General features: G+C 37.1%; 27 protein-coding genes. 14 read left to right on the top strand and 13 right to left on the bottom strand.

The annotated features are described in order from the left end of the window. The first annotated feature begins 42 nt into the window (after nucleotides 1–42). From hisIE to NF867_RS15070, 4 genes are all read left to right on the top strand, one after another. Nucleotides 43–630: a bifunctional phosphoribosyl-AMP cyclohydrolase/phosphoribosyl-ATP diphosphatase HisIE gene (hisIE, locus tag NF867_RS15085; protein WP_252589199.1), complete on the top strand. Its 588-nt coding sequence runs from the start codon at nucleotides 43–45 to the stop codon at nucleotides 628–630. Between the two features lie 198 nt (nucleotides 631–828). Next, a complete protein-coding gene (locus NF867_RS15080) occupies nucleotides 829–1740 on the top strand; it encodes a WD40 repeat domain-containing protein (protein WP_252589198.1) in 912 nt (303 codons plus the stop codon). A gap of 102 nt (nucleotides 1741–1842) precedes the next feature. Further along, the gene (locus tag NF867_RS15075; RefSeq protein WP_252589196.1) at nucleotides 1843–4377 is read left to right on the top strand and encodes a family 20 glycosylhydrolase; all 2535 of its coding nucleotides are present in this window, start codon (nucleotides 1843–1845) and stop codon (nucleotides 4375–4377) included. Nucleotides 4378–4521: 144 nt separating this feature from the next. Further along, nucleotides 4522–5253: a class II glutamine amidotransferase gene (locus tag NF867_RS15070; RefSeq protein ID WP_252589194.1), complete on the top strand. Its 732-nt coding sequence runs from the start codon at nucleotides 4522–4524 to the stop codon at nucleotides 5251–5253. A gap of 34 nt (nucleotides 5254–5287) precedes the next feature. On the opposite strand, the gene NF867_RS15065 is transcribed toward NF867_RS15070, so the two are convergent. After that, the gene (locus NF867_RS15065; RefSeq protein ID WP_341870053.1) at nucleotides 5288–6121 is read right to left on the bottom strand and encodes a C40 family peptidase; all 834 of its coding nucleotides are present in this window, start codon (nucleotides 6119–6121) and stop codon (nucleotides 5288–5290) included. 94 nt (nucleotides 6122–6215) lie between these two features. Then, nucleotides 6216–6566 carry a 4Fe-4S dicluster domain-containing protein gene (locus NF867_RS15060; protein WP_252589192.1) on the bottom strand — a complete coding sequence of 117 codons (351 nt, stop codon included), beginning with the start codon at nucleotides 6564–6566 and terminating at the stop codon, nucleotides 6216–6218. A gap of 86 nt (nucleotides 6567–6652) precedes the next feature. Here NF867_RS15060 and NF867_RS15055 point away from each other — a divergent pair, with 86 nt between their 5' ends. The 5 genes from NF867_RS15055 (at nucleotide 6653) to dnaJ (ending at nucleotide 10549) form a co-directional block, all read left to right on the top strand. Further along, a complete protein-coding gene (locus tag NF867_RS15055; RefSeq protein ID WP_252589190.1) occupies nucleotides 6653–7678 on the top strand; it encodes an acyl-CoA reductase in 1026 nt (341 codons plus the stop codon). A gap of 113 nt (nucleotides 7679–7791) precedes the next feature. Continuing rightward, nucleotides 7792–7995 (top strand): fructose-6-phosphate aldolase, encoded by a 204-nt coding sequence (locus tag NF867_RS15050; protein WP_252589188.1) that lies wholly within the window; start codon nucleotides 7792–7794, stop codon nucleotides 7993–7995. Beyond that, entirely contained in the window at nucleotides 7995–8678 is a 684-nt protein-coding gene (locus NF867_RS15045; RefSeq protein WP_252589185.1) for a cell division ATP-binding protein FtsE, read from the top strand. The genes NF867_RS15050 and NF867_RS15045 overlap by 1 nt, the downstream gene beginning before the upstream one ends. A gap of 133 nt (nucleotides 8679–8811) precedes the next feature. Further along, nucleotides 8812–9381 (top strand): nucleotide exchange factor GrpE, encoded by a 570-nt coding sequence (locus NF867_RS15040; protein ID WP_252589183.1) that lies wholly within the window; start codon nucleotides 8812–8814, stop codon nucleotides 9379–9381. Between the two features lie 4 nt (nucleotides 9382–9385). After that, on the top strand, nucleotides 9386–10549 hold the full coding sequence (dnaJ, locus tag NF867_RS15035) for a molecular chaperone DnaJ (RefSeq protein WP_252589181.1): 1164 nt from the start codon (nucleotides 9386–9388) through the stop codon (nucleotides 10547–10549). Nucleotides 10550–10619: 70 nt separating this feature from the next. On the opposite strand, the gene NF867_RS15030 is transcribed toward dnaJ, so the two are convergent. After that, nucleotides 10620–11678 (bottom strand): acyltransferase family protein, encoded by a 1059-nt coding sequence (locus NF867_RS15030; protein ID WP_252589179.1) that lies wholly within the window; start codon nucleotides 11676–11678, stop codon nucleotides 10620–10622. A 174-nt stretch (nucleotides 11679–11852) separates the two neighbouring features. Here NF867_RS15030 and NF867_RS15025 point away from each other — a divergent pair, with 174 nt between their 5' ends. The 5 genes from NF867_RS15025 to NF867_RS15005 all read left to right on the top strand — a co-directional run bounded on the left by NF867_RS15025 (nucleotide 11853) and on the right by NF867_RS15005 (nucleotide 16785). Next, complete coding sequence (locus NF867_RS15025; RefSeq protein WP_252589177.1) at nucleotides 11853–12773, top strand: DUF6624 domain-containing protein; 921 nt, start codon at nucleotides 11853–11855, stop codon at nucleotides 12771–12773. A gap of 151 nt (nucleotides 12774–12924) precedes the next feature. After that, entirely contained in the window at nucleotides 12925–13860 is a 936-nt protein-coding gene (locus NF867_RS15020; RefSeq protein WP_252589175.1) for an ABC transporter ATP-binding protein, read from the top strand. A gap of 18 nt (nucleotides 13861–13878) precedes the next feature. Next, nucleotides 13879–15195, top strand: a complete 1317-nt coding sequence (locus NF867_RS15015; RefSeq protein ID WP_252589173.1) for an ABC transporter permease — start codon at nucleotides 13879–13881, stop codon at nucleotides 15193–15195. Nucleotides 15196–15200: 5 nt separating this feature from the next. Then, entirely contained in the window at nucleotides 15201–15740 is a 540-nt protein-coding gene (locus tag NF867_RS15010) for a PH domain-containing protein (RefSeq protein WP_252589171.1), read from the top strand. Between the two features lie 106 nt (nucleotides 15741–15846). Then, nucleotides 15847–16785: a Ppx/GppA phosphatase family protein gene (locus NF867_RS15005; RefSeq protein WP_252589169.1), complete on the top strand. Its 939-nt coding sequence runs from the start codon at nucleotides 15847–15849 to the stop codon at nucleotides 16783–16785. On the opposite strand, the gene NF867_RS15000 is transcribed toward NF867_RS15005, so the two are convergent. From NF867_RS15000 to ccsA, 10 genes are all read right to left on the bottom strand, one after another. Continuing rightward, the gene (locus NF867_RS15000) at nucleotides 16778–17347 is read right to left on the bottom strand and encodes a Maf family protein (RefSeq protein WP_252589167.1); all 570 of its coding nucleotides are present in this window, start codon (nucleotides 17345–17347) and stop codon (nucleotides 16778–16780) included. The genes NF867_RS15005 and NF867_RS15000 overlap by 8 nt on opposite strands. A gap of 94 nt (nucleotides 17348–17441) precedes the next feature. After that, the gene (locus tag NF867_RS14995) at nucleotides 17442–17963 is read right to left on the bottom strand and encodes a KdsC family phosphatase (RefSeq protein WP_252589165.1); all 522 of its coding nucleotides are present in this window, start codon (nucleotides 17961–17963) and stop codon (nucleotides 17442–17444) included. A gap of 123 nt (nucleotides 17964–18086) precedes the next feature. Then, nucleotides 18087–18329: a Fe-S cluster assembly protein IscX gene (gene iscX / locus NF867_RS14990; protein ID WP_252589163.1), complete on the bottom strand. Its 243-nt coding sequence runs from the start codon at nucleotides 18327–18329 to the stop codon at nucleotides 18087–18089. Nucleotides 18330–18368: 39 nt separating this feature from the next. Further along, a complete protein-coding gene (locus NF867_RS14985) occupies nucleotides 18369–18701 on the bottom strand; it encodes a 2Fe-2S iron-sulfur cluster-binding protein (RefSeq protein WP_252589161.1) in 333 nt (110 codons plus the stop codon). A 34-nt stretch (nucleotides 18702–18735) separates the two neighbouring features. Beyond that, the gene (locus tag NF867_RS14980) at nucleotides 18736–19503 is read right to left on the bottom strand and encodes a Rossmann-like and DUF2520 domain-containing protein (RefSeq protein ID WP_252589159.1); all 768 of its coding nucleotides are present in this window, start codon (nucleotides 19501–19503) and stop codon (nucleotides 18736–18738) included. 107 nt (nucleotides 19504–19610) lie between these two features. Beyond that, nucleotides 19611–22142, bottom strand: coding sequence for a heme lyase CcmF/NrfE family subunit (locus tag NF867_RS14975; RefSeq protein ID WP_252589157.1), 2532 nt, complete (start codon nucleotides 22140–22142; stop codon nucleotides 19611–19613). A 74-nt stretch (nucleotides 22143–22216) separates the two neighbouring features. Continuing rightward, the gene (locus NF867_RS14970; protein ID WP_252589151.1) at nucleotides 22217–22633 is read right to left on the bottom strand and encodes a cytochrome c maturation protein CcmE domain-containing protein; all 417 of its coding nucleotides are present in this window, start codon (nucleotides 22631–22633) and stop codon (nucleotides 22217–22219) included. A 218-nt stretch (nucleotides 22634–22851) separates the two neighbouring features. Then, nucleotides 22852–24288 (bottom strand): Glu/Leu/Phe/Val family dehydrogenase, encoded by a 1437-nt coding sequence (locus NF867_RS14965; protein WP_252589149.1) that lies wholly within the window; start codon nucleotides 24286–24288, stop codon nucleotides 22852–22854. A gap of 291 nt (nucleotides 24289–24579) precedes the next feature. After that, complete coding sequence (locus tag NF867_RS14960; RefSeq protein ID WP_252589147.1) at nucleotides 24580–24804, bottom strand: CcmD family protein; 225 nt, start codon at nucleotides 24802–24804, stop codon at nucleotides 24580–24582. Nucleotides 24805–24845: 41 nt separating this feature from the next. After that, complete coding sequence (gene ccsA / locus NF867_RS14955; RefSeq protein ID WP_252589145.1) at nucleotides 24846–25508, bottom strand: cytochrome c biogenesis protein CcsA; 663 nt, start codon at nucleotides 25506–25508, stop codon at nucleotides 24846–24848. Nucleotides 25509–25517 lie beyond the last annotated feature (9 nt).

Here is a 25517-nt window from a genome sequence, read left to right as displayed (position 1 = left end):
CTACATTTAACGAATAAGCTCCTGTGGAAGGAGAAACTAAATATGATAGACTTTACTAAAGATATAAACGGACTCGTTCCTGCCGTTATTCAGGATAATCAAACACTTGAAGTTTTAATGCTTGGCTATATGAATGCCGAGGCTTACGAAAAAACCAAAGCAGAAAACCGCGTAACATTCTTCTCTCGTTCTAAAAACCGCTTATGGACCAAAGGTGAGGAAAGTGGAAATTTCTTAAATGTGATCAGTATTCACGAAGATTGTGATAATGACACGATATTGATCAAAGCCAATCCTGTTGGCCCTACCTGTCACACCGGTTCAAGAAGTTGTTTCTTTACGGACTACAATCAAAATTTCATTTTTGAACTTGAAAACATTGTTAAGGATCGGTTCGAAAACCCAGTGGAAGGATCGTATGTTAACAAGCTACGACAAAAAGGCTTAAATAAAATTGCGCAGAAAGTCGGTGAAGAAGGTGTTGAAACCGTAATTGCGGCGCTTAATGAAACACAGGAAGATTTAATCAATGAAGCTTCCGACTTAGTATTTCATTTAATAGTTTTGCTACGCGAAAAAGGCTTATCGCTTAAAGAAATTGCCGAAAATTTAGAAAAAAGACATAAATAGCTGTTGGCCATTTGACTATAGCTATTAGCATTTTGCTATTAGATTGATAGACGAATAAACTTTTTTGGGCTAATAACTCTTGTTTTTAGCCCTTAGTTTTTTTCAATTAGCTATTAGCCTGATAAACCCAATGCTAAAAGCTAAAAGCCAAAAACTAAATGCTAACAGCTAAAAACTAATTGCTAATTGCTAACCAACATGCCCGAAATAACCCTCAAAGCCCTTTTACCCGGCCATCGGAATCCGATTTTCACTGTTGAAAATTCTCAAAAGGAACATATTTTCTTCACCGGAGGCAATGATCTGGGTGTTGTAGAGTGGAGCTTAAAAAAAATGGCGTTTGTAAAGGTTTTAATGCCGGTTCAGAGTTCTATTTATGCCTTGCATGCTCCTTCATTTGGCAAAAATATTTTAGTGGTTGGTGAACGAAGCGGCAAAGTTTCAGTGTTCGATTTTGAAGAACAAAAGGTTGCTGCTGTTTTAGCTTTCCATTCCTCACCTGTCTTCGATATAAAATCCTCGAAGCGTTTAAATCAGCTTTATACCGCTTCTGAAGATGGATGTATTGGCATCTGGTCGTTGGACACTTATCAGAAGATCTATTCATTTAAAGCCTCTGATCAAACCATAAGAGCAATTGCAATTCGTCCGGATGAGAAGCAAATGGCCGTTGCAGGTAAAGACAATGTTATCCGTATCTATGATATGGACGACTTCTCATTACTGAAAGAAATAACAGGCCATACCATGCCAGTCTTTTCCTTGCAATATGCACCCGATGGCTCTTATTTAATTTCAGGATCTCGCGATGCACAGCTTAAAATATGGAACACATTGGATTATGGTTTACAGGTCAATATTCCAGCCCATATGTACGCCATTAATCATATAGCATTTCACCCTACTCAACCTTGTTTTGCTACGGCTAGTATGGATAAAAGTATTAAAATATGGAGTGCGACTGATTTCAAACTATACAAGAAACTTGATCTTACCAAAGAGGCAAGTCATAGTAAATCAGTTAATAAACTTGTTTGGAATACATATAATGAAGATTTAATATCCGTGAGTGATGATAAACTGGTAATGATTTGGCAAGTGAGTTTTTAAAATTATTTTTTTAGTTATTGGTAAAAATCAGTCTATTTACCCACTAATAGCAAATAGTTTAACCATTTTCACGTTTTAATAAACGTTGATCACTCACTCCATATGATAAAAAAATTATTCGCCTACATTATGGTACTGTTGGCTGTTACGTGTAATTCGTTGGCCCAAAACAAACATTTCGATGTAAATAAGTTAGCATTAAAGCTCATTTTAATTGAAAACGATCAACCCAGAAGATCCTCAAAGTTTGAACTAGTCTTTACCAATCACAGCAATCAAGTATTTCCATCAACCGGTTGGACGATTTATTATAACGGCAATATTTCAAAAATTGAAGCACCTGAAATAACTGCATCATTGGTGAATGGTGATTTTCACAAATTAATTCCCACTGATAAATTTAAAGAAATAGAATCTGGTGCGACTCAAAAGATCGGTTTGACCACCAATCGCGAAATGGATAATTTCAGCGAAGCATTATCGGGCTTTTACCTGGTTTGGAATGATGAACCCGAAAAAGGTTATGATATAAAAGATTTTGAGTTCAGCTCTATTGTTGATAGAACAGCTAAAGAACTGACCATTTCATCTGCTGCATTTAAAGATAACCAGGTTATTAAAAATATCCCTGAAGCAAAACTCACTAAAATATTTCCAACCCCAGTAAGTTACACCGAAACAAACGCTTCTTTTGCCATTACCCCAAACACGATTATTTTTTCTCCAAAAGACTTTGCTAACGAAGCCAATCTATTCAGCAATGATCTAGCTTCTGTTTTGAACAAAAGCTTAAAAGTAGAAACCATTGATAAAGGCAAAGGAATTGTTCTCAATGTTGATCCAAACCTGGGCAAAGAGGCTTATAGGTTATCAGTATCCAATGAAAACATAACCATTTCGGCTTCAACTCAAACTGGAGCTTTCTATGGATTGCAATCATTAAAAATCTTAATAGATGCTAAATATTGGAAAGGTAAACACACAGAAATACTTATTAAAGGAGTAGAAGTTACTGATGGGCCTCGTTTTGGCTTCAGAGGCTTTATGATGGATGTAGCGCGCAATTTTCAGCAAAAGCAAGAAGTGTTGAAATTGATTGACGCCCTTGCCCTTTATAAAATAAACACCTTGCATTTTCATTTCAGTGACGATGAAGGTTGGCGCATCGAAATACCGGCGTTACCTGAACTTACTGAAGTAGGTGCCAAACGCGGTCATACGCTGGACGATAAAAAGAATATAGTACCCTCTTATGGCTCAGGAGCTGATATTACAAATACCTCAGGCAGTGGCTTTTACACTAAAGCAGATTTCATCGAGATTTTAAAATACGCAAACGCTCGTCATATTGCCGTAATTCCAGAAATAGAAACGCCCGGTCATGCTCGCGCAGCTATTAAGTCAATGGATGCCAGATATGAGCGTTTAATGCGAGAAGGTAAAAAAGCAGAAGCCGAAGAATTTCTTTTACGTGATTTGAATGATGAATCGGTGTACCGTTCGGTGCAACACTGGAACGACAACGTGATGAACGTGGCGTTACCTTCAACCTATAAATTCCTCGCAACTGTTGTTGATGAACTCGCTAAAATGTATGCCGAAGCAGGTGCACCATTAACATCTGTTCATTTTGGCGGAGACGAAGTTCCTCGTGGCGTTTGGACCAAATCACCGGCAGTTAAAAGTTTAATGGAGAAAAATAGTGACATAAAAAACACTGATGATCTTTGGTACTACTATTTCGGCAATGTGAATGATTTGCTTAAAAAACGTCAGTTATATTTATCAGGCTGGGAAGAAATAGGAATGCGTAAAGTTAGAAATGAAGCAGGAAGCCATTACATTGCCAATCCTGATTTTGCTAACGAAAACTTCCACACCGATGTTTGGAACAATGTCCCTGGAACAGGCAATGAAGACTTAGCTTATCGTTTGGCCAACGCTGGATATAAAGTGGTACTAACTTGTGTTACTAATTTCTACCTCGATCTAGCCTATAATAAAAGTTTTGATGAAATTGGCCAAAACTGGGGTGGATATGTCGATATTAACAAACCTTTCGATTTTATTCCTTTTGATTACATAAAAAACATGAAGGAGGATGATCGAGGTGAGCCCTTAAACAAAGAAATCATTAAAGGAAAAACCCCATTAACTGAAGCTGGCAAAAAAAATATTGTAGGTATTCAGGCACCTTTATGGAGTGAAATGATCAAATCACCGAAACGTTTTGAGTACTTATTGTTCCCTAAACTTTTGGCAGTTGCCGAAAGAGCTTGGGCAAAAGATCCTGATTGGGCTACCGAAACCAACCCTGAAAAGGCAGCAGCTCAATATCAGCAAGCCTGGTCGGAATTTGTAAACGTAATTGGCAAAAGAGAGTTACCGCGATTAAACCAATATGCAGGCGGTTTCGTTTATCGTATTCCAACGGCAGGAGCAGCAATTATTGACGGTAAAATTGCAGCCAATGTTCAATTACCAGGTTTCACTATACGCTATACAACTGACGGTACTGAACCAACTCTACAAAGTAAAACATATACAGAGCCAATTCCATACAAAGGAACAGTTATTCTAAAAGTATTTAATGACGAAGGCCGTTCAGGAAACTCAATTAAGATAGTTCGTCCATAACCAACATACTAACAAGCTTTCAATTCGCTAACAGCATTGCATCAAATTATGTCGTTAGCGAATTGTCATTTTATCCACACTTGCTTTACAGGCGCAAAAATATTAACTTATAGTATGTGTCGTATGCTCGCAAAAGTTAGTTTAATGCCAACATCAATTTATGATGAAATGTTGCTTTGCCCTTATTCGATGCATTACCTTTCGAAAAGCGGCAAAATGGCAGAAGACCCTGATACGCACGGTGAACATAATGATGGCTGTGGAATCGCCTTTGTTAAAAATGGCCAGCTCGAAATTCATAAACGTGACAAAGAACATTCGTGGGATAGTTCGTATAGGCTGATTATTGAAAATGTCCAATCAAACTTATTTATTGCACATAACCGAAAAGCATCGAAGGACCTTGAAATTGACGAGAAACGTTCCCACCCTTTTTTATACCACTCGTTTGCATTTTGCCATAATGGAAGTGTTCACTCTTTAATGGATGACGCTATTGATACAGGTGTTACAGATACTGAGCTATTTTTGAAAGAATTGATTGACAAGGCCGAAAACACCTCATCACAGGGAATTTTTAACTCGCTGAATGTTTTGGCAAATAAATATGAATTCAGTTCGCTAACTGGTATGTTAATGAATACCCATGAACTGTTTGCCTGGCGTATTTACAACGACCGGAACAAGGAGCGTGCGAAACGCTTTGAAGAGTATTATACCTTATGGATGAAAAAAAATGAAGGCTCAGTGGTTATAGCCTCTGAGCCTTTAGATAATGAGCATTGGGAAAAGCTTCCCAATTATATTTTTCTGCACTTAAAACCTTCCGCTGAACGTATTGACCAGTTTCGAAAACACATCACTATAAACAAGTAATCTTTATTAATCACCTGTATTTAAATGTTTCGTTTCAGATCAAACGTTTAATAATCCGTAGCTTGTGAGTGTATTGCTGTGTATCATTATTGAATATTCCCTGATGATCGATTGAATCGATACGAACTTTACCTGAAGCATGAATAATCTGATGGTTATTCAGCAAAATACCCACATGAGTTATTCTTCCTTCTGCATTATCAAAAAACGCCAGATCGCCCAATTTTCCTTCTGTAATAAAACTTACCAAATCACCTTGTTCTGCCTGCTGATTGGCGTCTCGTTTTAATTTTACTCCCAAAATCTTAAAACATACCTGAGTGAAACCTGAGCAATCGATACCTAAAATAGACCGGCCACCCCATAAATAAGGAGCATTTAAGAACATTTTAAACAAGCTTTCCATGTTCTTACGAGGGAAACTATCGGTTACATAAGCTTTTCCTTTGAAATAATACTTTTCATCACCTAAAAACACCGAATCTCCTCTAAATAAAGGCAATGTTGACCCAGGTGAAAGATAATGTGAATGCCCTAAAGCGTTTGTGAGAAAATTAAATGGTGAGGTACATACAAAACTTTGTCTATTGTTAATCTCATTCAGTTCTTCCTTGTCCAAACCAAAGAATTGCTTTGTACTGATCCATCCTTCATAATCATCATACAAAACCTTAACACGAGTCCAATTATCACGTTGTTCTAACACCTCAACAGTTTCACCAAAAAGCAATTGTGATACAATTTCGCTTTTATCACTTGCTTCAGCCCTTACCGGAATCACACTTAAATTGCAAATTCCAAATGGAGCTATTTTTTCGGAACGAACCTGTAAAAGGTCTCCCTGATAGTTTGTTGCGTCAGTCATCATTTTATTGACTTTAGATTAGCAAAAATAAGAAAAGGGAAACTGTATGTTGTTTCCCTTTCAAAAATTTTATCAGAATGAATAATTGAACTGAAAGTTATTCAGCGTGCAGCCATTCTTTTTTAGCCATAAGCTCTTCCTGAGTTTCGCGAACATCTTCATCATCCACACAGCAATCAACCGGACAAACCGCTGCGCACTGAGGCTCATCGTGAAATCCAACGCACTCTGTACATTTATCAGGAACGATGTAGTACACTTCATCAGAAATTGGCGTTTGCAAAGCCTCTGCATCAAGTGAAGTTCCATCTCCGAAATCTATTAAACCTTTTAATTCAGTACCTTCGGAAAATTTCCAAGAGGCACCTGCATCGTAAATGGCATTATTTGGGCATTCCGGCTCACAGGCCCCGCAGTTAATGCATTCTTCAGTGATCTTAATTGCCATATAGTTAAAACTTAGACGGGTTTTCTTAATTTTGCTGCAAATATAACATTTCAAGCGCGATTTCGTTTCGAAAAATATCAATAAATATGCCGCAACTTTCAATTAATGACACTGTAAAGGCATTCACCTCACTTGGTGAATATCTAAACAATCCTACTGATGAACTTAATGCATTAATAAATAGTGCGCAATTTCATAATGGCTGGTTTATCCCTGAATATACCCATGAAGCGGTTTCTGCAATTGGCAGGTCTCTTTCTGAAAATAGTTTAAAAAAATGGCTTAATGCCTATAATGCGCAATTTGATCAAAGGAGAACATCTAAAACAGTAGGTCTTATCCTTGCAGGAAATATTCCACTGGTAGGATTTCATGACGTATTGTGTGTACTGGTTGCAGGACATAAAGCGCAGCTAAAGCTTTCATCAAATGACAATAAGCTAATTCCTCATATCTTAAAAAAGTTGGTGGAAATAGAACCTGCTTATGCCGAAAGTTTTGAGTTTGTAGAAAGGCTGAATGGTTTTGATGCTGTAATTGCTACCGGAAGTAACAACAGCTCGAGATACTTTGAATATTATTTCGGTAAGGTTCCGAACATTATTCGCAAAAACAGGAACTCGGTGGCTATTTTAAATGGCACTGAAACAGCAGAGGATTTCAATGAATTAGGCAAGGATATTTTTTGGTATTTTGGACTGGGTTGCCGAAACGTTTCAAAACTTTACATCCCTGAAAATTATAGCTTTAACGCCTTTTTTGAAGGCATTGAATCATATAAGCCTATTATCAACATTCATAAATACGCCAATAATTTCGATTATAACTTAACACTATTAATGATGAACCGAATTCCTTTTTTCGAAAATCATTTTCTAATGTTAAGCGAAAACCCTTCCTATACCTCTCCTATTTCTGCTTTGCATTACGAGGTGTACTCTAATTCAGAAGCTCTTGCAAAGCGTTTAAAAACTGATGCCGAACAAATTCAATGTGTGGTAAGCAAAAATGGACACTTTGAAGGAAGTATTCCTTTTGGCCAGGCTCAACAACCTGGACTATGGGATTATGCTGATGGAATGGATACGATGCAATTTTTATTAACCTTGTAAAATTAACAATTGGGAAGCGTGCTTCTAAACAGAGAAATAATCAGTTTGACATTTTTCGAATCAATTCTAATTTGAATTTTTATTTTTGAGACAACCTTTAAATAACGCATACCTTGTACATTTTAAAAGTTAAAGGCGTAGCCAAAATTCCGGATTATATTCAACTGCGTGATGATAAGTTTACTCTTTTAGCTTATTTTCGTGTCGATCGACCTGAAAAATCACTGGAAAAGATTGGCTTAAGTGATAAGCAGGACTATATTTTAAACCTTGTTAAAGACTTACCTTTCGGAAAAATAGTAAAACTCGAAATCTGATGATCCAAAACGTAATAAAACTTGATAACGTAGACGTTTACCAGCAAAAGCATCTGGTTTTATCGAATGTTACTTTGAACATTGATAAAGGCGAATTTGTATACTTAATTGGTTCTACCGGAAGTGGTAAAAGCAGTTTATTGAAGATCTTATATGCTGATTTGCATATGCACCAAGGACAGGGAATGGTTGCGGGCTTTAATTTAAAAACTATAAAGGACAGTGAAGTTCCATTTTTACGTCGAAAATTGGGTATCGTTTTCCAGGATTTTCAGCTATTAACCGACCGTACCGTTGAGCAAAACCTTCAGTTTGTTTTACGTGCTACCGGCTGGAACAATGACAAATCAATGCAAGACCGTATTCTTGAATCATTGGATAATGTGGGAATGCGTTCTAAGCTAAAGAAATATCCTCATGAACTATCGGGAGGAGAGCAGCAACGTATTGTTATTGCACGTGCATTGCTTAATCATCCGGAAGTTATTTTAGCCGATGAACCAACCGGAAACCTCGACCCAGATATTTCAGCAGAAATCTTATTGCTATTGAAAAAGATCAGCGAAGCCGGTACCGCTGTATTAATGGCCACTCATGATCATTATACTATCGCTAAGTTTCCTCAACGCATTATTAAATGTGAAAGTGGAAAATTGATAGATAATGCCGTTTTAACACTTTAACAATAATAGCCGGTTAAAACTGAACTATTGACCATTTGCGTATTATGAACCTGACAGCGTGTCGGGTTTATGGCATTGGCAACATTTTTGACCAAGGGCATTTAGTTTATAAACTTATCAATCAACTTGAGATATGTTGAAGAGTAAGAAGAAAAATATGGAGAATAAAGATAATCAGGTGCACGAAGAATTTATTGACAATACTGCAGATGCAGCGGAAGTTCAGGAAAGTATGGCAGTAGCCGAAGAAATTGCTTCTCCTGAAAAAGTATTAAAAGACGAGTTGGATTTGGCGAATGAAAAATATTTGCGCTTATATGCAGAATTTGACAATTTCCGCCGCCGCACCTCTAAAGAGCGAGTAGAACTGATTCAAACTGCAGGTAAAGATGTAATTAAATCGATGTTACCTGTTATGGATGATTTCGACCGGGCTTTAAAATCATTTGAAGGCCGTGAAGATGATGCCGTACTGGAAGGTATTAAACTTATCGCCAATAAATTTAAAAATACCTTATTGCAGCAAGGCGTAAAAGAAATGGAAGCTATCGGCCAACCATTTGACGCTGAATTGCATGAGGCAATCACCAATATTCCTGCTCCTACTGATGACATGAAGGGGAAGATCATTGATGTGGTTGAGAAAGGATATTTCCTTCAAGATAAAGTTATTCGTTATGCAAAAGTTGTTGTAGGAGCATAAGCGCATGTCAACTAAGAGAGATTACTACGATATTTTAGGTGTTTCTAAGTCAGCAACTGCTGATGAAATAAAGAAAGCCTACCGAAAGATGGCTATCAAATATCATCCGGATAAAAACCCAGGTGATAAACAAGCTGAAGACAACTTTAAAGAAGCTGCTGAAGCTTATGAAATACTAAGTAACGCTGAGAAACGTCAACGCTACGACCAATTTGGCCACAGAGCAAGTGCTGCAGGTGGGCAAGGTGGTTATGGTGGTGGCAGCATGAACATGGATGATATTTTCAGCCAGTTTGGAGATATTTTCGGCGGTGCGCATCCTTTTGAAAGTTTCTTTGGTGGCGGAGGTGGCGCTCGTAGCGGTGGACGCCGAGTACCAAGAGGCTCTAACCTTCGTATTAAAGTAAAACTTACACTGGAAGAGATTGCCAATGGCGTTGAGAAAACCATTAAAGTACAGAAACAGGTAAGCTGTTCTACTTGTAATGGCAGTGGCGCTAAAGGGGGTTCTTCGTTCAAAACTTGTTCTACTTGTGGTGGTAATGGTAGCGTTCGTCGTGTAACCAACACCATTTTAGGACAAATGGCTACTACAAGCACCTGTCCTACCTGTCATGGAGAAGGCCAAATTATTACTGACCGCTGTACATCTTGTCACGGCGAGGGTGTTGTGAGAGGCGAAGAAACCTTAAAAATCAATATTCCGGCCGGTGTTAGTGATGGTATGCAATTATCATTAAGTGGCAAAGGTAACGCTGCACCACGTGGTGGAATGCCAGGTGATTTGATTATTTTGATTGAAGAAATTGAGCACGAAACCTTAAAACGCGACGGCAATAACATTGTTTTTGATCTGTATTTAAGCTTTATTGATGCTGCATTGGGAACTTCAGTAGAAATTCCAACCATTGATGGTAAGGCTAGAATTAAGATTGAACCAGGAACCCAAGCCGGTAAAATTTTACGATTAAAAGGCAAGGGTATTAAAGAAGTAAACAGTTATAGCAGAGGAGACCAATTGGTACATGTAAATATTTGGACTCCAAAAGCACTTTCGACAGAAGAAAAAGCTATGCTGGAGAAACTAAAAGAATCTCCAAATTTTAAGCCGAATCCAGGCAAAAACGAGAAGAGCTTTTTCGAAAAAATGAAAGAATTCTTTGAATAGGTATTAAAGTCTTTCGCACATACTTTAAACCCTTTTGTTTAGGCAAAAGGGTTTTCTTTTATAATCAAACTCATTTTATACCAGCTGATAGTTTATTGCCCAATTTCACAAAATACTTTTCGTAATAATAAACCAACCTTCCGAGTAAAACTGTGGCAATTAAAACTATCAGTAAATTTTGCCAAAACGTTAACTTAAGCTGATGTTGAATAAGATATTTATTTAGAAACAAATAAATAAACGGATGAAGTAAATAAACCGAAAAGCTAACAGAGGCCAGCCAATCGCTCCAATGATTCAGCCATTCGGCTTTAAATTGAACTTTTAAATAAAAATAAAGTACGATCAGGAATACACTTACCGAAAGCAAAACTCTATTTAACCCTGTCACTAACCCAACAGTATAATCCTTAATCGGGTTAACAAGAAATCCTGAAAAGCTTAAAAGTAATACACCGACAGCAAGGTATCCCCAATGATTATTAAGCGACTTGATTCTTGCTATCAGAACCCCTAGCCAGAAAAACAAAAAGTGATTTAAGGGATAAGAATAAATACTCCATGCCGATGGCAAGGTTGGATAATTACTCACTTTTACTGCGGTTATTATAGTGCAAGTTATCAGCAAAAATAAAATGAACAGGTTTCCGGTTTTGCTTTTCTGGGCCCAGCAAACCATAAATGGGAAAAACAGATAAAAGAAAAACTCCACTCCAATTGACCAGCCACCTGTTACTAACGAAAGGCTTGGATTTACAACTCCAAACAAAAGACTGAAATTGGCTAATAGTTTTATTAACAAATCTTCATTGAACGCTCTTGAGTATACCCATATGGATAGTAAACAAAGTAAAAAGTACAATGGTGCTATGCGGAAGTACCGTTTAATGTAAAAAATCTTAAGTTCTGAAAGCTTTAGAGAGGTAAACTTTTCCAGGTAAATATATCCCATACTAACACCACTCAAGAGATAAAAAAGTTCGACCATATAAAGACCTAATTTCTGAGTAAAATAGGTTCCGCCATCAATTAAACTCCGATGCTGCCATACTGAAACATGATAAAAAACAATTAGAAGAGCAGATACTCCTCTAACTGCATCTAAACTATAAATACGCTGTTTTCCCATCGATAATTAAATAATGCATGGTGTGCTATGGATTAATTTGCAAATTACTTTCTTGAAATTTATTTTCTTATAGGCATAATTTATTTTTTGAATAATATATTATATTTGACGACCATCAAAATTATATTTCGCTTTCTCTGTAGTGTTAAATATAAACCCATTTGAGGCCGATTTATGAGGAAATTTTATTTTTCAACAATTGCTTTCCTAATCCTCCACGTTTCTTTTGTAAACGCACAATCAGAAACGTATCAGTCATTGCTTAAAGTGGCTGATTCTTTATACAAAATCAAGGAATATAAAAAATCGACCTATGCTTATACCTGGGCGTTTCGTGTAAACAGTTATCGAAGCACATTAAAAGACCGCTATAACGCAGCCAAAGCCTGGTCGATGAACTTCACTCCAGATTCGGCTTTCTTTCATTTGTATAAAATGGCTAAACAAGGCAATTTTAGCGATTATGATAAACTGATCAACGACCCAGCATTTACCCCGATTCATTTAGACGCACGTTGGCCAAACCTAACTAAAATTGTAAAAGTGAATTCTGATAAAACAGAGGCAAACTTAGATCACTCCTTAAAAAAGCAACTAGATACTATTCATGACAATTTGGTTTACTGGCATGGAAAATTAGATAGTTTAAAGCATCATGATCCAAAAAACACTCTTGCCTTTGCAAAATTGAACAAGGCTGTTGCAGTTAAAGATTCACTTTATAAAGATATCATCACCGACTTATGGAAATCTCTTGGCTGGGTGGGTCAAAATGTGGTTGGAAAAAAAGGACGAGATGCTCAATTCATCTTATTGAAGTTTGCGAGTTTATACACTCAAAAAAAATACCTCCCTTTATTTAAAAAAGCAGTTAAAGAAGATTTCGCAACCCTTGAACAAATGGCTATCATCGATGATATTATGGCCATAAAACAAGGCAAGAAACAGATTTATGGAACCCAGGTAGGATTGGATAACAAAGGAACTTACTTCTTACAACCTATAGAAGATCCGTCAAAAGTAAATCAGCTTAGGGCCGAAATTGGTCTTCAGCCCCTGAATGACTATTTAAAATCATACGGCTTAAGTTATTAAGGCATTTTCTAATAGTAAAAAAGGTTGTCTGTAACATAGACAACCTTTTCTATTTGTAACAAAAATTTAATAATAGATTACCTTACAAAACTTTAAATAATCGTCTATCCTATCTTATTTTCCTTAAATTCATACTTTTAAATCATCCTAAATGTTAAGCATACGAAACATCGTAAAACAATATGCTAATCATACTGCGCTAAGCGGAGTTAGTATAGAAATTGAAAAAGGGAGCGTGTTTGGGCTTTTAGGCCCGAATGGTGCCGGAAAAACATCTCTGATTCGAATTATTAATCAAATTACCGCACCTGATAGTGGAGAAATATATTTCAACGGAGAGAAGTTATCTCCTAAACACATTTCCAAGATTGGTTATCTGCCCGAAGAACGTGGTTTGTATAAAAAAATGGAGATTGGGGAACAAGTGCTTTATCTTGCTCAATTGAAAGATTTAAGTCGTGCCGAAGCGCTTAACAGAGCTAAATACTGGTTCGAAAAGCTTGAAATACAAAATTGGTGGCATAAAAAGGTTGAAGAGCTTTCTAAAGGAATGCAACAAAAGGTTCAGTTTGTGGCAACAGTAATGCACAAACCCGAGTTGTTAATTCTCGATGAACCGTTTTCAGGATTCGACCCAATAAATGTTGATATCATCACCCGCGAAATTCTTGAATTAAACAAGCAGGGTACCACCATCATTTTTTCAACCCACCGTATGGAATCTGTTGAAGAGCTCTGCGATTCGATAGTCCTGATCAACAAATCACATAAAATACTCGACGGGAAAGTAAATGAAATCAGGTATAACTACCGTAGTAATTCATACAAAGTAACCTACAACGGAAATTTACCCTATTTAAATGGAAGCGCTAATTCTGTTTATGAAATGATTGGGCATTCGACCGATGACTTACATCAACAGATTACAGTTAAACTTAAAAATGGCAATTCAGCAAATGATCTGTTACAGTTTTTAATACCGCATATTAGTATTGAAGGTCTGGAAGAAATTATTCCGAGTATGCATGATATTTTCGTTTCGAAAGTAAAGGAAACAGGTGGTATTTTACCAGAAGAACTTCAATAATTAACCCCAGAACCTATTATGAACAAAATATTACTTATTGTTAGCCGCGAATACTTAACCCGTGTGCGTAAAAAATCATTTATTATTTTAACCATTTTAGTTCCTTTATTAATAATGCTGATGTATGCCGGTATTTTTGCGCTGGTGATCAAAGGTGATGAATTAAGCGGGCCTAGAAATGTAATTGTTATTGATGATAGCGGCATTTTCAAGAACAAGCTAAAAGAAGATAAAACCATAAGGTTTTCGTACCTGGACGCCTCCATTGAAGAGGCCAAAAAAATTGTTAAATCAGGCGATAACACTTACCTGTTGTATATTCCAAAATTTGAAGGTGATCAACCGCTGCATATTGAGCTGATGGCAAAAAAACAAGCAGGACTTGGATTTAGTTCTGATATTGAAAATCAGCTCGAGAACGTTATCCGAGACCGGAAGCTCACAGAAGCCGGTATTGATCAAAAAGTGTTGGATAATTTAAAAACCAATATCTCTATTGATACCAAAAAATTAACTGAAAAAGGTGAAGAAGCCGGAAGTTCAGGAGCTGCTTTTGGTGTAGGTATGGCAGCCTCTATTCTTATCTATATGTTCATTTTCTTATATGGGGTTCAGGTGATGCGTGGGGTAATTGAGGAAAAAACCAATCGTATTATTGAAGTTATCATTTCATCGGTTAAGCCCTTTCAATTAATGATGGGCAAAATCATCGGAGTGGCACTTGTTGGTCTTACCCAGTTTTTATTATGGGTGATACTTACTAGTACCATTGGATCGGTTGCAATGAAAGCCTTAATGCCTGCAGATGCAAAACATAAAATAGAGCAAATGCAGAAACAGCCGGGTGCAAGTATTAAAGCCCAACAACCGGATAATCCTGCTGCAAAAATTTTTGATGCATTAAACACCATTCCATTCGGTATGATATTGGGTTGCTTTTTATTTTATTTCCTTGGAGGATATTTATTGTACAGTGCGATTTTTGCAGCCATAGGTTCAGCTGTGGACAATGAAACGGAAACCCAGCAATTCATGCTACCTGTAACCTTACCGCTTATTTTTGCTTTTATTTTTTCGGTGAATTTTGTGGTAAACAATCCCGATAGCCCTATATCATTCTGGATGTCGATGATCCCATTCTTTTCGCCAGTAGTAATGATGGTTCGTATTCCATATGGTGTAGCACCTTGGGAACTGGCACTTTCAATGGCGTTATTGATCGCTGGTTTCTTTGGTACCGTTTGGCTGGCGGCACGCATTTATCGTACCGGAATATTGATGTATGGTAAAAAAGCAAGCTGGAAAGAGCTAGGAAAGTGGTTGTTTTATAAATAATAACAATGAAATCATTTAAGGCTTCTTTAGATTTAGCTTCTAAAATTATCACAGCTATATCTGGAATTCTATTTATTGGCATAATTATACTAATTCTTTTAACCGGTGAGGAGTTTATCAATGTAGATAAACCCACCGGTTTACTTATGGGGTCAGGCCTATTGATCCTATTCATTGGACTATATCTTTATCACCCTACGGAATATTTAGTTGATGATTCTTTTTTGATCATCAAACGGCCTATTGGAAAACTAAAAATTGAACGAAGAATATTTCTAAAAGTCAATCTAGTTACTAAAGCTGAAATGGGTTTTACGATAAGAACATTTGGTAACGGAGGGCTTTTTGGCTATACCGGATGGTTTAGTAATTCATTATTTGGCTCCATGCGATGGTATGCTACACAACGGAAAAACTTTGTTTTAATTGAAACAAGTACAAGTGGCAAAATAGTGGTAACACCTGATGAACAAATGGACTTTGCTAAGAGTATAGCTATAAATGATACTTGTGAAAGATTCCATGATCTTTGCAAGTCCAGATAATAAAAAACTCCAAAAATAAACCAGTCGAACATTTTTTCTCTCTCTTGTTACTTATATTTGTTCAACCGTTCAAAAACCAGTAATCACCATCAATAGTTTATTATCAATGAGACTCGCCGTAATCGATATGGGAACCAATACTTTTCACCTTTTAATAGCTGAATTAAAAAACGGCTTTATGGCTGAAGTGTATAAAGAGAACATTCCGGTTAAATTGGGCGAAGGGGGTATTAATAAACGCGTGATCGTTGACTCTGCTTTTGAAAGGGGGATAAAAGCAGTAAAACATTTTGAAGAAAAGATCATTGCCCATCAGGTTGAAGCATTAAAGATTATTGGCACTTCTGCCCTGCGTAATGCTAAAAATGGAAATGATTTCGCCCTAAAAGTTAAAGAAATAACAGGCTACGACGTTGAAATTATTGATGGAGACAGAGAGGCTGAGTTCATCTATTTGGGAGTAAAAGAAGCAATAGAACTTCATAACCACAAATCACTAATAATTGATATTGGTGGAGGGAGTGTGGAGTTTATTATTTGTGATGATCAGCAAATGTTCTGGAAGCAAAGTTTCGAAATCGGCGCTTCGAGATTGATTCAAAAATTCCATTTAAGTGATCCTATCACAAGTAGTGAAATCCAGGAGTTAGAAGCTTATTTTGAAGAAACCCTAGCCAGCTTATTCTCCGCAGCTGATGCCATTAAAATTGATCAGATCATTGGTTCAGCAGGTTCTTTTGAAACTTTTGCCGATATGATAGGTCATCGTTTTCATACTCCTGCATTGATAGACGAGCTCACCACATATGAGTTTAACATGAGTGAATTTGAAGCGATCTATGAGCAACTAATCCATTCTACCCATAAACAACGTTTGCAAACACCAGGCATAATTTCCATGCGTGTGGATATGATTGTGGTTGCTGCTATTCTAACTAATTATGTTCGAAGGAAATTAGGCGCCACGAGAATGCATTTATCCACCTATGCCTTGAAAGAAGGAGTAATATCAGAAATGGCAAGAGAGGTAAAACCTGTTAATTAAGCGCCATTAAATGCTTATATAATTTCTCGGTGGGTAAACCCATCACATTGGTATAAGAACCTTCTATACGAGAGATCTTATTCATTCCGATCCATTCTTGTATGCCGTAAGCTCCTGCTTTATCGTAGGGCTGATAAGTATCGATATAAAAAGCGGCTTCTTCGTCGGTGAGTTTCTCAAAACTTACGCGGGTAACATCATAAAACGAAATGATATGATGATTTCTTAAAATAGAGACTCCTGTAATAACATCATGTGTAGTCCCCGAAAGCATATTAACCATCTGGATTGCCTCTTCCCTATTGCCTGGTTTTCCCAAAATCTGACCATCAACACAAACAATCGTATCGGAGGTAATCACCACTTCATTGGTAATACTATCATCAAATGCACGAGCTTTCTTTTCTGCAATAAATACAGCTACATCTTCGGGTTTCAGGTTAGACGGATAAGATTCATCAACGTCTTTTAAAACTACCTTGAAGTCAAAGCCCATAAGCTTAAGCAGTTCCTGACGGCGAGGCGATTTTGAAGCCAGAATAATATTAAGAGATGATTTCACAGATTATATAATGCTTGTGCTTATGAATAATAAATTATACTCTTGAAAAAGATTGGGATCAGAAAATCACCAATTATACCGAAACGCTTTTAGCCTACCAAACGAACCCCTGTTGATCATCCATCCACTTGCCCTGCACTTTCATTACCTTTTCAATCACATCGCGAACACAGCCTTTGCCCCCATTGAGTGGGGAAATGTAATTTGAAATTTGCTGTATTTCGGAAGCTGCGTCATTAGGACAAGCGGCGATGGCTACCTGCTGCATTACTACATAGTCGGGTATATCATCACCCACGTACAAAACCTGTTCAGTAGAAATCCCTTTATCCAGCAATAGTTTGTCAAAAACCTCGATCTTCTTACCTGTACCTAAAAAAATATCCTTAATGCCCAATCCTTCTAACCGTTTACGGACACCTTCTGAAGTTGCACCAGATATAATCACTACATTATAACCCTTTTTTATGGCCAATTGCAATGCATAACCATCTTTAATATTAAAGCTGCGCAGGTGATGTCCATCTTCGGTTACTAATACCGACCCATCGGTCAAAACACCATCAACATCAAAAATAAAGGTGGTAATATCTTTTAGTTTAGGTAGAAAGCTCATTAGTTAATTTTAAAATTCGGGAATTTGAAAATTTGAAAATGACTTTGCTGGAAATTAAAATGAATGTTATCTGTTCGTGAACATTCATTTTCAAATTTCCACATTTTCAAATTCTCAAATTTATTATTGATTGTCTCTCCACTCGTAAACCCAGGCACTTTGAATTTGCTCCAAATGACCTTCGTTACACTCTTCTTTCTTCCCGCTGAAATGTGGAATAGATAATACCCACTCCATTAGATCAGTAAAACGAATACGGTAAATTCTCGACTCATCAAAGTCATCGCCGAATTTTTCGTATAACCCCATTGCTATATCTTCGTAATCTTTCCAATGAATTGGTAAAGCAAATTTTTCGTCTTTCATGTTAATCTAAAATATCCTTAAATGAATTTAAAACCTTAATTAATGACCCATAAAGCCTGATTGATCAGGCACAAGCACCTCAATGTTGCCATCAATTATCACACACTGACAACCTAGGCGAGAGTTAATACGCGGATTTACTGCACGATCGATAAAGTCTTCTTCTTTATCTGAAATTTCCTGAATATTCTCCATGCCATTAACAACATACAAATGGCAGGTACTGCAACCACACACACCACCACAATTATGCTGGAGTTCAATATCATTATCGAGAGCAACGTCTAAAACCGATTCACCTTCAGCAATTGAAAGCTCTAGCGGTTCTTTCCCTTTCTCTTCGAAATTAAATTTTACTTTATAAACGTTCATACGCCAAAATTAAAAAAATGTAATTATAGCACTGTTATTTGTGAAAAGATTTAACAATACTATCGGATAATAATTGATAAATATATTGGAGGGGCGGATTGTTTGACAATAATTGTAAATGTTTGGTCATAACCTCCTGGTCATTTCTACGGGCCGGACCAGTTTGCCCCTCATGCGGACTAATGGATTGTATTTTTAATGCCGTTTCTAATATCAGTGGTTGCAAAGCCTCAAAACTTAAATTATGCTCGGCTAATAAGCCTACAGAAAGGTCATATAAATGATTGACGAAGTTACAAGCAAACACAGCAGACAAATGCAATATTTTACGTTGTTCATAACTGGTAACGATAACCGATTGGGAAACACGTCTCGCCAGACTTTCAATTATTGATAAAGAGTGTGAATCACCTGCTTCAATAAAAAAAGGAATTGTTGTAAAGTCAAGCAAGCGTTGCTTAGAAAAGGTTTGTAAAGGATACAAAACACCAACTCTGCTGGAAGCAGGTTTCAGTACCTCCATTGAAACACTGCCAGAAGTATGCACCACCAACTTACCTCTTAATTCGAGCTGAATTGCAAGACCTTGAATCGCATCATCTTTTATAGCAATAATATAACAATCGGCATCTGGGTTTAAATCAGCAATACTATCGGTAGCATTACAGCCTAACTTAGCAGCTAATTCACTAGCACTCTCGATACGATGATTATAAACCTGAACAAGATCTAAACCTGCATTTTTAAACGCAAGTGCCATATTTGTCGCCACATTTCCGGCACCTAGAAACGCTATTTTCATACTGTTATGCTATAATTATTTTGAGATGCGCCTACTTGAAATTAAAAGAGCAGAGATAAAAGTTTTGTCAACCCTTATCTCCGCTCATTCCCCGAAAATATTTTCAGTTATGCCAATTGCTTATCTTTTTTATCTTTTCCTTGAGAAGTTGCCCTTAGTTCTTTTACACGGCGACTAATAGCAAATGCAAAACCGATAACCATAATAATGGTTCCACTCCATAACAAGTTAATGTAAGGGAACACAATGGCTTTCATAATGATGTAATCTTTTTGTTTGCCCGGTTTTTTAAGCATGACCACTTCAAACTTATGCTCGTTTGGAAGAATATTAACAAACTTAAATTTCAACCCGAATTCATCCATTTTTTTGGCAAAGCTAAAAACAGCATTGTTCTTGATCAGGTAAACCGGTTCAACAGGAGTTACTTTATGATCATCATTCGACACCACATCCAGCATTATACCAATGGCAAGATCATTTTCTGAAAGCGGAATATCTTTTAATTGAGCATTTCTGTTAATTCCTTTAACGATCACCTTTCCTTCGTCAAAAGTAATGGTATCGCCAATGCTTACTTTATAGGTAACAGGTTTTTCGTACTCTTCATCATCATTATGCCCTTGGTGTTCCATATGCTCTTCATCCGTTTCTTTTTTAGGTACAGAGCTTACGTGAGTGTAAATATCATGCGTTAAATAATGACGGGTATCAGGAGAAGCTACTAAACCCATAGTCGGATTTTGCTGTCCTAACGGATACAAATCAAAGCTTTCCTTTACATTGTTCTTCTCGTCAAGCACCTTATAATTTACACGATAATAGGTATTGACCCCTTTAGTCGAATCGCCAAGATAAGTAACCGTATAATTACTGATCTTCATTGGTTCATTTTTCCATAAAAGGATATTCTCGCGTTTATTTTTTGCATCGAACTGTGAACCATAGTCGAAGCCCGATGTATTTATTGAAATCACTTTATTCTGAGAAGCGGCAACAACAGCTCCAATAAGCATTAAGCCGAAGCCAATGTGTGCAATTGCCGAACCTGTTAACTTAAACTTCCCTTTTATGGCATCACTTAATACATTTAAATTGGCCAGAACACCAAAAACCGCAGCAAAGATGAGCACTACAAACATCCAGTTAAAGTTTTCACTGCCATTAAATGCGTTCCCATAAACAGTTTTCAGTCCGCTGAATAAGGTAAAGTAAGCAATAATCGCTGTGATGATGATACTCATTACCAATGAAACCCCGGTGCTGATCCAAAACTTGGCAGTATCAGACTTCTTGTATTTCATAAATTGTGAGAAGCCTAAAAGCACAGCTACCAAAATGGCAAATGGCATTTGCCATTGGTTATAAAATGCTACCGGCTCGAGGGGTGGAGCGATATTGGTTCCTAAGATTTTATTAATTACCGGCACAGAAGTAAAACCAATTACCTGTAGACATGACAATGTCATTACAAGGGCCCCAATAAACATCCAAAACTCACGAGAATAAATGCTTTCTTCCTTTTCTGTGAATGGCATTTTTTTCCATCGGATGATTATTAAAACGATGCTAATTACTAAAAATACAAGCAGATAAGTTACCAGCTGCCCCATCATACCTAAATCGGTAAATGCATGAACAGATGTTTCTCCTAAAATACCGCTTCTTGTTAAAAACGAAGCGTATAAAACCAGGATATAGCTGATCAGCGTTAAGAATAAAGCAGTGAAATATGAGTGGCCCGTATTTTTAAAAATAATAAGTACATGCACCGCTGAAATCATGGTTAACCATGGAATCAATGATGCATTTTCAACTGGATCCCAAGCCCAGAAACCACCAAAATTCAGTGCTTCATACGCCCAGAAAGCACCCATAATAATACCAGCACCTAGTACCATTGAAGCAGCAAGCGCCCAAGGAATCGCTGGTTTCGTCCATTCATTAATACGTTTTGTCCATAAACCTGCGATTGCATACGCAAAAGGAGCCACCATTGAAGCAAAACCAAAAAATAATGTAGGTGGGTGAATCACCATCCAGTAATTCTGAAGCAAAGGATTCAGGCCTTTACCGTCGGTAATATATTTAACTAAGTATTCAGGGTCCTTAAATATTGGAGCATCATGCATTGCTTCACGTAGCAAAATGAACGGAGAACTTCCAACACGGTGACCGAAGAACTCAACTCCCAATAACATCGAAATAATAAAGGCCTGAGAAAGACCGATAACTGTCATAACGCTATCTTCCCAGTCTTTGGCGGTACGCATAATAATATTACCTATTACTACCTGCCAAAATGCCCACAGCAGGAAGCTACCCTCCTGTCCTTCCCAAAAACACGAGATCATATACTCCACCGGAAGGGTTTTCGATGAATGCGACCAAGCGTAATTATATTCGAAATAATGATTGTAGATGATATAAAACAACGAAGCGATAATACCAATTACCGCAACAGATTGAATACGGAAAGACCAACGAGCTATTTGTCGCCATGACAAATCATTCTTGTCTTTTACCGTTTGAAAATAATATGCAATGGTTGATAAAAGTGAGGCTCCAAAAGCCAGGACAATAAAAAACTGGCCTAATTTACCCGGAAGCAGGTGTTCTCCTACGAATTGAATATCCATCTAGAATCTAAGAACTTATACTTTGCAAAAAAGAAATGTAAGAGTGCAGCGTCTACACGATTCTTACCTTTTAATTATAATGAAGTTGATTTTGGGGCCGAAGAAAACTCCTTCAAATCACTACCCTGATCGGTATATTTAGAAGGACATTTCATCAATATTTTCGAAGCATGAAACTCGCTACCAACCATTCCTCCGGTTAGTACAATTTGCTCCGACTTTTCAAAATCTTGAGGTTTTGTTCCGAAGAAAACCACCTTACACTCAACACCTTTGTTATCAACAGCATAAAAACTGAAATAATTGGCGTCTTTAATCGGGTCATAATGTTGTGGCTTTTCTTTAACCAAATGACTAACTACATGCAGTTCTTTAGTAGTTTCTTTGGCCTCAGCAAACGTAGCATAAGTACTCGAATTGCCATAGGTTGATACAATGATCGCAATGGCAACGGCAATGATAACAATCCCAACTATATGTGTCTTTTTCATTAATAATCAATGATTTAAAAAGTTCCGCAAAGATATGCTTTTTTGCTTCCCAAACCGACTAAATAGGGATTTTTGTTACATAGATTTTATTGATGATCAATAGATCAAAATAATGAGTTTGGGCAATTGATCATCACCTAATGATTATTAAAATATACAAATAATAAACTGATAATCAGATTTTTAATTACCTACAATTAAAGCAACCAATAATATTTTTATGGAAAAATGCCAAGATTCTTGTACGATGTAGCCACTTTGTTGATAGCACAAACAAAGGCTGCTACCCGCAGATCGTTAATTTTTTTATCGGCCATTTTAATCTCCCTGATTTCATGGTAAGCATCAACCATGGTTTCTTCTAAGCCTGAATTAACTAATTCAAGCTCTGAAGCTCCCTTTACAATAAGTCTACGTTGATCAGGGCTAATAGACTGGCCTGTCAATCGTTCTATCATATCAACCATATTTCGGGCAGCATTTTCTTCAAACCGTCTGTTCATTCGACCAAAAGAAACATGTGAAAGATTCTTTAACCATTCGAAATAGGAAACTGTTACCCCGCCCGCATTAGCGTACATATCGGGGACTATAAGACCTCCTGCTTTAATAAATGCAGCGGCAGCATCCGGGGTTGTCGGACCATTTGCCCCCTCTACAATTATTTTAGCTTTTATCTCTTTAATATTTCCATCATGCAGCTGATTTTCTAAAGCTGCAGGTACTAAAATATCACATTCCTGCTCTAAGCCTTCGTTGCTGTTTTTAAAATTCTTAGCTTTTTTATAGTTCAAAATTGACCCGGTTTCTTTTCGATGCTTCACAACCTCATCCACATCTAATCCCTTTGAATCATAAATAGCACCTTCATACTCGCAAAGACCGACGATGATCCCCCCTAATTCCTGAATGAATTTTGCCGAATAATAACCCACATTTCCTAAGCCCTGAACAATCACCCGTTTACCCTCCATCCCCGACGACAATTTCAACTTCTTCATATCCTCGGCCACATTTACACATTCCCGGGCTGCAAAAGAAACGCCTCTTCCAGTGGCTTCTCTCCGTCCGGCGATACCATACTGCGCCAAGGGTTTCCCGGTAACGCAGCCATTTGAGTCAATTTGCCCTGGGTTATAGGCCTGATAGGTATCAACAATCCATGACATTTCACGTTCGCCTGTTCCGTAATCGGGGGCAGGAACATCTATACCAGGGCCAATAAAGTTCTTTTTGATAAGTTCCGAAGTGTAGCGACGGGTAATGTTTTCCAATTCTCGCTCGGTATAATTCTTTGGATTTATTTTAACACCTCCTTTTGCTCCGCCAAAAGGAACATTTACAATGGCACATTTGTAAGTCATCAATGCTGCCAAAGCTTTTACCTCATCTTCATTTACAAATTCACTATAGCGGATACCTCCTTTAGTAGGCAGTTCATGGTGCGAATGTTCAACACGCCAGGCGGAAATCAACTCAAAACCATCTCCTTTTCGAATAGGAAATTGAAATGCATAAATGCTTGTGCACTTACGAATCATTTCAAGAATATCTTTGGGATGATTGGTGAACGAGGCAGCGTGATTAAAATAGGCACACACATCATCCCAGAAACTTATTTCATGAGATGGCATTTTGATAGATTGCTTTGCCATAAACTGATTGATTGGTCTATTAAAAATAAAGAAAGCCAAACACTTCAGCAATAAATACTTAAGCATTTGACTCATTTATAATCAAAGGATTACGACCTGATAATCAATCAGCGATTTAAACTACTTTATTTTAAATAACAACAGCTTGTTTTTCAATTTTCTCATCAACAATCTTAAAACCGACCTTCAAATAACGCTTTATATCCTTATATGAAACTTGCATAATAGGTAGAGGTATTGATGCTAAAAAATGGCACAGGATATTATAGAAACGAAAGATTACAATCAGTTTTATTTACTTAACTGATTGTGATCTTTTTCGAGTTTCGTAAGTTTTTTGTCGATAGAGAAAAGATAAAAGGCAATGCCTATAAAAATGATAGTCATTACACCTATAACCACATAAATTTTTCCCGAACCGCGCATTTCATCGGCCATTTCAACCGTACCATTGTTTTGAGCAAATGAGGCAATAGAAACTAATATTAAAACCAGGCTCAAAATGTATTTTTTCATTTTCGTGTATTATTTAAGATTTAAGAGAGCTTCGTTTTAATTTATTTTGAAAGGAAATAGTTTTCCATTTTCCGCATTCTGAAACGAATCTGGGCAATCCAAAAGCCGAGTAAAATCCATCCCATGCAAGCCGGATAAAACACCAGACGCATATTTGAATCAAGATCATAATTACCAAAACCTGGGTTTCCGCCATTCCCCGGATGTAAAGAATCCGTCATACGCGGCAATACAAAAACTAGAACGATCATAACCGGGAAAGCAAAAATATTGTAGACAGCCCCAATCCGTGCCCGTTTTTGTTCTTCATCTAAAGATCCTCTTAAAACCAAATAAGCTAAATAAATAAGGATCGCTATCAACGCTGAATTTAGTTTGGGATCGGTGGTCCACCAGGTACCCCAGGTAAATTTTGCCCATAATGACCCCGTAAATAAGCCCAAAATCCCAAATATCAATCCTACGTTTGCAAATTCAACAGCTCTAAGATCATCCTGTTCATTACCGCTTTTCAAATACTTAATACTGTAAATAACAGAGGACAAGAATAACATAGTCATGGTAAACCACATTGGCACATGAAAATATAGATTACGGATAGATTCATGTAAAATGGCTAAATGCGGCACTTTAAAAAGTAAACCTGCAATAATTGTATAAATGATAAACACTACAGCTAGTAGTTTCCACCAATTCTTCGTCATATAGTATTA

Origin of the sequence: Solitalea agri (assembly GCF_023914155.1) — a bacterium.
Classification (GTDB): domain Bacteria; phylum Bacteroidota; class Bacteroidia; order Sphingobacteriales; family Sphingobacteriaceae; genus Solitalea; species Solitalea agri.
This window is presented reverse-complemented; position numbering and strand designations above follow the sequence as displayed.